Raw genomic sequence first — 8459 nt, 5'->3', positions numbered from 1 at the left:
TCGATCAACGTGGTTGCTAGGTATAGAAAATATCCAGTTCATAATCAAAGTCACTGGCGTGTTGCTTCAGCATCCGATCAAGCTGTTCAGCGGTGGTATCATCATAGGTGTTGCCCTGACGATAGCCCAGTGAGTTCAGGTTAGCTCCTTGAATGAGTAAAAATTTCATCAATAACCTCCGTTAACTTGGATACCCCTGGGTTTTAACCAAGGGAGGAAAGTTGTAAAGTTTTTCACCTCCAAATCTTGCAGAATCATTGTCAATGGATATCGATCATAGACCCCCGTACTTTAGTCGGGGGTGACACCCAACCGGGTTCGTTACCGAAAAAATTGGGTTTAAAGCCCCGTCCTTATAGGACGGCTTTCTTTTTAAGCTAAAACTTGACAGTTTTTACAGAGCGTGTTAAAATAATATTATAAACAATAAACTAAAAAGCAAGATAAATACTATCTAATCAATAAGTAGGCAACGTAAAAAATATGTACGAGATACATATTGCGTAATTTGGTCTAACGACTTAAACGTCTATGAAAAAAGTTAGATTAAAAAAGTATCTATCTTTTTATAAAAAAGAAAGGTACGGTGGGGCACACCGAAACCTAGATCCATTATCTAAACGCTTTAGGAGATTCGGCCTCTACTCTTTCTGGTTCCGGCCTGATTGAGCAAGCTGAGTTGTTGATTAAAGAATCCCCGCTCTTATAGGGCGGGGAGTGTCAATGTGCTTTCATGTAATCTCCGAGGGTTTGGGTGAAAATCTGGATCCGTCGTTCAAATGCGGCTTGAGTGTACCATGCACGGCGAGGGGTCAGAACAGTATTAGGCAGTGTCATAAAACGTGAATCTTCATGGTGGATGTCCATCCCTGCATAGGAGAGCCTGCCACTACTTAGGGCTTCTTGTAGAGCAGAAAATTCAATCAGATCATCCGGTGAGATACTGATCAGAATTGCTCCTGGTTTGACTTTAGCAAAGGTGTTGTGATTGAGCAGATGGTGGGAATCAGCATTGAGGGATAGGGTGAGGAAAATGATATCGCTTGTACTTAACAACGTCTCTAGATCAACGGGTTGAGCCAGGTTGCTTTCTTTCGGCTTGCGGTTGCAGTACACAATGTTCATGCCAAAGCCTTGCAGCATACGAGCCACCTGGGTTCCGATTGTCCCCATGCCGATGATACCCACTTGAGAGCCAAACAGTTCAATTCCCTGATGTTCAAAGATTTGGAAATCACCCGTACGAACTTTGTGATTGTAATCCACCAACCGCTTGGCGGCAGCTAGCATTAACGCAACTGCGTGTTCAGCAACCGAGGCTCCAGTGAAGCCAGGGGTATTGAGCACTTTAATATTATGCTGTTGGCAATAGGCTTTATCAATATAGTCTGTGCCTGTGGTAATGGTGATGATCAGTTCCAGCTTCGGGAGTTTTTGCAAGTTAGCTGCACTCCAATCCATCAACGTGGTGATGAGGATATGAGTATCCGGATTGTTGGCGATCGCCTCTTCTAACGAAAAGCCCTCTGAATGATCCTGATACCACACCATTGCAATACCTGGAATTGAGTCAAAACAGGTTTCAGGGTATGGTTCCCGATTGTTCACAAATAAACAGTTTTTTACCACTCTGGATTGTCCTCTAATCACTTAGTCTGGTCAGCTACGGGATCTCAAGCCCCTGGCTTATTGGGACTTTAGCCAAATAAGCGCCCAAATATAGCCATTACTCGCTTTATATCTGATAAATACGTCCGGATTTTCCTAGAGCCAATGAACAAAACGGCAAGACATGGCATTGCGATAAGCACTAAAGTTCCCCTGTACAAATATACTAAAGGTGCTCAAAAGTGCTATCGATTCTAGCTTATAGTACTGTGGAACAATAATACTACATCGGGACAGACCAGTTAAAAAAAATGCCTGAACATATTGCTAGGATTAGATTACAGCGACATCGAAACTGGTTGCGTGTACCCTTAAGTATTCATTTTATCAAAACTTAGTGCCCCATTGCTTAAAAACTCCCTACCCATGTCGTTGAAACCAGTTTTCGTCGGTGGGTAGATACACACTGGCGCACGAGGAAACAGCTATTGTCGGATTTGGTTTGGAGTGGGTCAAAGCCTCCGAGGGAAAATGCCTGGAAACTGATTCGTCGGGTTCGTTTCACATAGGTGCGCTCTTACCATTAAGAATTAAATTCGCCACGGGTCGCACGTGAGTAATCATGATCCTGACCCGGCGATGGCCTCACGAAAACAACATGCTCAACTATGGTATCGACTGGAATTCAAAATGCCAACGTAGCAGTACGTGGTTGATTAGTTTTCTCAGTCAACTAGACTTAATTTTTACGTTCTACAATCCTTTTGTCATAGTTGATTGAGATGCTCTTACCCTGTATAAGAGCTAATTTGTAAATTAAATATTAAGAAGCCTGAAAGCCTTGCTATGATTGCATTTTAGCATTAAGTAGTTCAAGTGTTCTAGTTTAATGGAAGCCTTATCCTACAAGGATTACAGCGAGTTTATAAATCAGCTCTAACTTGTATGGAATGCTCACTTTATGTTATTAATAGGCTGTTTAAGTCTACCTAGATAATTCCAAAATAATTTTACAGAGGTAGTGCTTGGTCATGGTGCAGGTAGTTAAAGGAACAATAGTAACTGATGCAAAGCTTACAATCACCTCAATGTCTAGGGCGAAGGATTGCAGTCAGTAACATTCTAGACGTAACCCTAAGGGATGGGGGCTATTTAAATCGGTGGCAATTTTCATTAGAAGAAACCAAAAGCGTATTGAATTTTTTACAGGATCAGGGATTGAGTCAAGTTGAGGTGGGTTTTCTACGCACACCCGACAGAATGACATCTCCAGTGAATGGTTGCCCAAAAGAGTTTTTAGCAGAGATTCAGCAGTTATATCCTGAGATGTCTTTAGTTTGTATGCTCAATCCAGCCGAGGATAACTGGCAGGCAGCAGTAGCTGACAAGTTAGACCAGATCTCGCTGCTGCGGATGCCCTGTACCGCTGATCTGGTTGACAAGGCATTAGAAATCGCTAATCATCTTAAAAAACAATCCAGCCATCTCAAAATCAGTTTAAATCTGATCTGTGTTTCATCCTATTCACTGGCGGAAATTGAGTGTCTGCTCAGAACGATTGCCCCATCGAAAAACGTGGATATTGTCTACCTAGCTGATTCTAGAGGGGCACTTTATCCTCATGAGGTTAACGCCATGATGGCATTAGTCAGAGAGATTTGCCCACAATCGTTAGGGTTTCATGCCCACGATACTTTGGGATATGCAATTGAGAACTCTAACCAAGCCTTTGCCCAGGGTTGTGATTGGATTGATGTCACTTTAAAGGGCTTTGGCTTAGCCGGAGGGAACACGCCATTAGGTGGGTATCTGGCTCACCACGATTTGCAATCCTCAGGGCAGTCGATTCAAGCCGAAGTCACGGATTTTTGCCAAAAGCATTTGCCTTTGAGGCACCCTGATTCGTTGACACGTCAACGTTATCGATTGCTCGCTGCCAAAAATATTGATCCGGTTTGGTGTGATCAATTGCTGGAAAAATATCCAGACACTCTGAATAAAAAAGTCGAAAAACTTCCCCGTCAGCATTATAAGAACATTGATTCAGTTTTAGACATAATGATCCCTTGATTAACCTGATGAATTCATGACTATAACTTTGTTCAACATAAAAAAATAAGTTTGATTCTGTTGAACAAAGTTAAGCACATACACAGAATTAATTGCCTAATCGTAATCTCTGTAAAGCTTACCTTGTAAAGGTTTGAGCTTTGTAAAATGTGTCATTAATTTTGTGCACCTGCTTATTACGACAGCATGGATAAAACCAATTGAACAGTAAGCTTAAAAAGATCAAGATGATAGTTATGCCTGAAAGTGACGTATCATGTCCGCCCCTAGCAATGGACATCATTATGGAGGTTTTTGATCGCGCCAATCATCAAGGACTGGAACCTATCAATTTTGGTAAGGGAATTTCTTCCTTTAACCCATTTGAGCACGTGGATGTCAATATCGATAGTGTGCTGCTCGGTCACCACGTCGGGTACGGCAATATCAATGGTATTAACAGTTTGCGTCAAGCCATCTGCGGCTACTATCAGGAAAAATTTGATTACGATCTCTGCCCAGATCGGGTCTGCATTACGAACGGTGCTTCTGGTGCGTTGACCCTTGCATTTGCAATGCTACTGAATAAGGGAGATGAAATCATCCTATCTGAAGCTTGCTATCCAGCTTACAACGTATTAGCCAAGATTTTTGGGGTAAATTGTCGTTTAGCTCCCATGGGAGATGACTATTGCATTGATATTGAACAATTGCCAAACCAGATTTCCAATAAAACTAAAGCAATTGTGATCAATTCACCCAGCAATCCATACGGTACATTTTTGCAAGACCATCAGCTCGAAGCGATCGCTAATTTAGGTGTTCCCGTTATTTTTGATGAAGTCTACCAAGCTTTACCCCTCAACGATGAACCCATTCCCAGTGCCATTGGTTTATCTGACCGTCATCTGATAATTAGCAGTCTATCCAAATCCTTGGCAATTGCTGGTGTCCGGGTAGGATATTTGATTGTGCCTGAATCACAGGTGGAATTGATGACCAACGTCAAAGCCGTTCTCAATATGTGTACCAGTTTACCCAGCCAACTGATTGCGGAGAACCTGATACAACACTGGGATGAATTGGTGAGCAAACACCGATATCTGTTGCGCTATAATTGGTTACTGTTTGAGCGCACAGCCAAACGCCTTGGATTAAAACTGCGAACTCACCCTCAAGCAGGCTTTTTTGCGCTAGTAGATGTGGCTGAGGCAGAAAAAGATGCCATGGAATTATCCCTGCATCTGGCTCAGAATTATGCCCTGAGTTCCACTCCTGGCATTGATTTTCATGATCACGATCATGCCTTTTTGCGATTAAATTTTGCCAGCCCAGCCCATCACATTGAAACCGGTTTAACCAGGCTTGCAGGCTATCTGCTTGGCTCAGAACAATCCCTACAGCAGTCACGTAGACGTAGTACAGTATCCAAGTTGGGCAAAAGTCATATATTGAAAGCAACCTAGTGGTGATCGAACATACAACTTTCAAAGAGAAATCTGAAGCAGCACCTATTTCAATCGATCAGATCGTTACCTCCAGTCTATGTATGGGATGTGGTCTCTGTCAGAGTCTTGCTGAACCGGGTGCAATTAAAATCGTGATGACTCCACAAGGGCGAACTCGTCCGATGGCTCAACCCAACTTAAGCGATCAAGCACTAGAAACCATTAATGCCACCTGCCCGGGTCTACAGTTGCACAGTGCAGATCCAGCATTACTAGCCGATGGTGCAGTGATTGATCCAATTTGGGGGGCGGCGGCTCAACTCCACATTGGTTATGCTGCCGATCCGGATATTCGCTACCGGGGTTCATCCGGTGGGGTTTTGACCGCATTGTCGCTTTATCTACTAGAATCCAAATCGGTAGATTTTATTCTGCACGTGAAGGCATCCCAAGAGCGACCAATGTTATTTACCCCTTGCCTGAGTTTTGATGCGGCCAGTGTCTTAGCCGCATCTGGATCTCGTTATGGACCGGGTGTATCGTTAGTGAATTTTATCGATGTTATCAATCTAAATCGGCCGTTTGCAGTGGTGGGGAAACCCTGTGATATTACGGCAATTCGGAATCTAGGAGAACATGATCCACGAGTCAAGGAATTGGTGCGCTACTGTCTATCGTTTTTCTGTGGGGGAATGTCCGATTTGTCAAAGTTTGTGCAGGTCTGCGATCGCTTTAATGTGACAGAAGCCGATCTCAAATCCTTTCGTTACCGGGGCTATGGCAATCCCGGTCCGACCCGTCTCGTCACCCAGGATAACCGGACTTTTTCCATCAGCTACCAGGAACTCTGGGAGGATAAGATGGCATGGGGCACTCAACCCCGCTGTAAAATTTGCCCTGATGCCATCGGTGAAGTTGCCGATCTGGTGGCCGGAGACTGCTGGCCGAATTCAGACCCTCAGGGGGAAGATGAAGGGTTTAATGCCATCATGGTGCGGACTCAAAAGGGACAAGACCTCTGGGAAAAGGCGATCGCAGCAGGGGCGATCACGATAGCAAAAGACATTACTTTTCGCGATCTAGATCATTTTCAGCCCCACCAGGTACGTAAGAAAAATGGTGCCTGGGCGAGATATGTGGGAATGCGGGCAGCCGGGTTAAAAACCCCCAGAACAGAAGGGCTGCGCCTGGAGGAACTGGCTCGAACCCAAGATTGGAAGCAGTTACTACAAGAAGCACGGGGAGCAAGGGAGCGGGCTAAAGATGGCCGCCTGGGTGAACCGGCTGGCACCCATGAACATCAGAGAAACAAATCACAGAAGAGTGAATCATATGACTGATACTCACAACATGATCGCGGATGTTGTCGTGGTCGGGAGTGGTTTTGCCGGTCTGAGTGCGGCGATCGCTGCGGCTCAAGCGGGTGCATCCGTCATTGTCTTGGAGAAGGAAAACAGCCTCGGCGGTAACTCAGTTGTTAGTGGAGGAACTTTGACCGTTGTGGGTTCTCCGATTCAAGCCAGAGAAGGCATCCAAGACTCTTTTAGCCTGTTGAAATCAGATATGTGCCAGGCAGGGGAACAGAGAAACAATCCGCGCTTGGTTCAGCAGGTGATCGAGCAATCCTACCCCACTTTCGAGTGGCTCACGAATGAACTTGGTGTGAAATTCAAAGATCGAGTGGATCAGTATGGTGGCCACTCCGTACCTCGCAACCACACACCAGAAGACGTTTCAGGTGCCGCCATGATCACTGCACTGTTGACTAAAGCCAAGCAACTCGGGGTCGAAATTAGAACCCAAACTCGCCTGAGCAAATTACTGGTAAACTCCCAGACAGATACCCATCCGATCCTCACAGGAGTAGAAGTGCAAACAACCAAGCCCTCAGCTCCGATCCAGCAGATTAACGTTAACCAGGGAGTCGTTTTAGCAACAGGGGGCTTCTCCGGAGATACCGCTTTTCGGCAGCAATACGCCCCCCATCTCCCCCCCAATCTGGATCACACTAATGTTCCCAATACCAGCGCAGAAGCCTTGGTAGAAGCCATCAGAATTGGTGCCCAGTGCCTCGATTTGGATCAGATTCAGCTTGCTCCCTGGGTCTCTCCAGATGAAACAGGCTATGGCATTGCTCCACTCTTTGCTAGCTATACGGTGCTAGCCTATGGATTAGCGGTTGATCCAGTGACTGGAAAACGCTTTATTAATGAACTCGCTGATCGTAAACGGTGGACAGATAAGTTGTTAGAAATTGGTCATCCTTGTATTGGTATTGCCGATGCTGCGGGAATGCAAAGTTCTGGCATTGATATCGAACCTGATTTAGATCGAGGCGTGGTGAAAAAATTTGAGACCCTATCATCTTTAGCAAGCACGTATCAGATTCCCTTAGAGAAACTGAACCAAACCATCAGTCGATATAACTCCTTTGTGGAGCAGCATCAAGACCCAGAGTTTGGTAAATTTATACGGGATTATGCCAAGCCGTTGAGTTCCCCCTTTTATGGCGTTCGATTATGGCCTAAAGTCCATTACACTATGGGAGGCCTTAAAATTGATGTTCGCGGGCGGGTTCTGGGGAAAGGCGATCACCCGATTATCGGGCTATATGCTTCAGGAGAAGTCACAGGCGGTATTCACGGAGCCTGCCGTCTAGGGGGGTGTGCCATCACGGAATGTCTGGTTTTTGGGCGAATCGCGGGTAGAGAAGCTGCAACCCACACTCAAGTCCCTTCCTAGAAGCCTCAGTGACCAATCACATGCATTTTTGAATCGTAATAATAATTAACTTTCCCTAATGGTAAAAATAATGGTAAAAATGATTGACTCTCCCTCCTGAAGGGGTGACATGAGCCCTGAAAAGCTTACTAGATAAGGCTTTGATGCCAGTTGTCTTAGGAAAGATAAACTGGCAAATTGACCCTACGAATGATGTAATGGCAAGCTCAAACCCTTATAACGAAGTCCAAGGTCAGGCCAAAACAGCATGTATCTTTTTGTTACAGATCGGCTGAACGCAATACCCAGTAAGGATTTTAGCTTGCATGTCACCCCCTCAGCTCTCCCTCTCAATATTTGTATAGCAATTCTACGACTTGTGAGGTACAATTTTCTGGTTTTTAGGGAGCAGGGAGCAGGGAGCAGGGAGCAGGGAAGAGGGAAGAGGGAAGAGGGAAGAGGGAAGAGGGAAGAGGGAAGAGGTAAAAACTAATGTGTACCTCATGCTGGTTGACTGACAAAACTCAACAAGCATAGTCAAAAGACCTTACTGTAAACTCCAGCCGATACCTCTTCTGCTCGTCCTGTTTTCGGGAAGCCATCGCTGGTGATGGGTCGGGTTTCCCACTTAAA

7 protein-coding genes are annotated in these 8459 nt (G+C 45.1%); 4 read left to right on the top strand and 3 right to left on the bottom strand.

Annotated features, from left to right (window positions below):
• Positions 1-16 precede the first annotated feature (16 nt).
• Together F6K51_RS34220 and F6K51_RS34215 are read right to left on the bottom strand one after the other, a co-directional pair.
• Entirely contained in the window at positions 17-169 is a 153-nt protein-coding gene (locus F6K51_RS34220) for a type II 3-dehydroquinate dehydratase (protein WP_293029666.1), read from the bottom strand.
• Positions 170-720: 551 nt separating this feature from the next.
• On the bottom strand, positions 721-1608 hold the full coding sequence (locus F6K51_RS34215) for a D-isomer specific 2-hydroxyacid dehydrogenase family protein (protein ID WP_293029662.1): 888 nt from the start codon (positions 1606-1608) through the stop codon (positions 721-723).
• Between the two features lie 1065 nt (positions 1609-2673).
• On the opposite strand from F6K51_RS34215, the gene F6K51_RS34210 reads away from it, so the two are divergent.
• The 4 genes from F6K51_RS34210 (at position 2674) to F6K51_RS34195 (ending at position 7847) form a co-directional block, all read left to right on the top strand.
• Positions 2674-3678 (top strand): hypothetical protein, encoded by a 1005-nt coding sequence (locus tag F6K51_RS34210; RefSeq protein ID WP_293029659.1) that lies wholly within the window; start codon positions 2674-2676, stop codon positions 3676-3678.
• Between the two features lie 236 nt (positions 3679-3914).
• Complete coding sequence (locus F6K51_RS34205; protein WP_293029654.1) at positions 3915-5123, top strand: pyridoxal phosphate-dependent aminotransferase; 1209 nt, start codon at positions 3915-3917, stop codon at positions 5121-5123.
• 2 nt (positions 5124-5125) lie between these two features.
• Positions 5126-6445, top strand: a complete 1320-nt coding sequence (locus F6K51_RS34200; protein WP_293029650.1) for a Coenzyme F420 hydrogenase/dehydrogenase, beta subunit C-terminal domain — start codon at positions 5126-5128, stop codon at positions 6443-6445.
• Positions 6438-7847 (top strand): flavocytochrome c, encoded by a 1410-nt coding sequence (locus tag F6K51_RS34195; protein ID WP_293029647.1) that lies wholly within the window; start codon positions 6438-6440, stop codon positions 7845-7847. Before F6K51_RS34200 ends, F6K51_RS34195 begins: the two co-directional genes overlap by 8 nt.
• Before the next feature lie 349 nt (positions 7848-8196).
• Here F6K51_RS34195 and F6K51_RS34190 read toward each other — a convergent pair whose 3' ends face one another.
• Positions 8197-8331, bottom strand: a complete 135-nt coding sequence (locus F6K51_RS34190; RefSeq protein ID WP_293029644.1) for a hypothetical protein — start codon at positions 8329-8331, stop codon at positions 8197-8199.
• Positions 8332-8459 lie beyond the last annotated feature (128 nt).

It is taken from the genome of Moorena sp. SIO3I8 (assembly GCF_010692325.1).
Lineage (GTDB): Bacteria > Cyanobacteriota > Cyanobacteriia > Cyanobacteriales > Coleofasciculaceae > Moorena.
Note: the sequence above shows the minus strand (reverse complement) of the source record. Positions and strands in the feature narration are given on the sequence as shown.

Coding starts and splice junctions, on each gene's coding strand:
- F6K51_RS34220 (WP_293029666.1), bottom strand. CDS start 169: ATGAAATTTTTACTCATTCAAGGAGCTAACCTGAACTCACTGGGCTAT.
- F6K51_RS34210 (WP_293029659.1), top strand. CDS start 2,674: ATGCAAAGCTTACAATCACCTCAATGTCTAGGGCGAAGGATTGCAGTC.
- F6K51_RS34205 (WP_293029654.1), top strand. CDS start 3,915: ATGCCTGAAAGTGACGTATCATGTCCGCCCCTAGCAATGGACATCATT.
- F6K51_RS34195 (WP_293029647.1), top strand. CDS start 6,438: ATGACTGATACTCACAACATGATCGCGGATGTTGTCGTGGTCGGGAGT.
- F6K51_RS34190 (WP_293029644.1), bottom strand. CDS start 8,331: ATGAGGTACACATTAGTTTTTACCTCTTCCCTCTTCCCTCTTCCCTCT.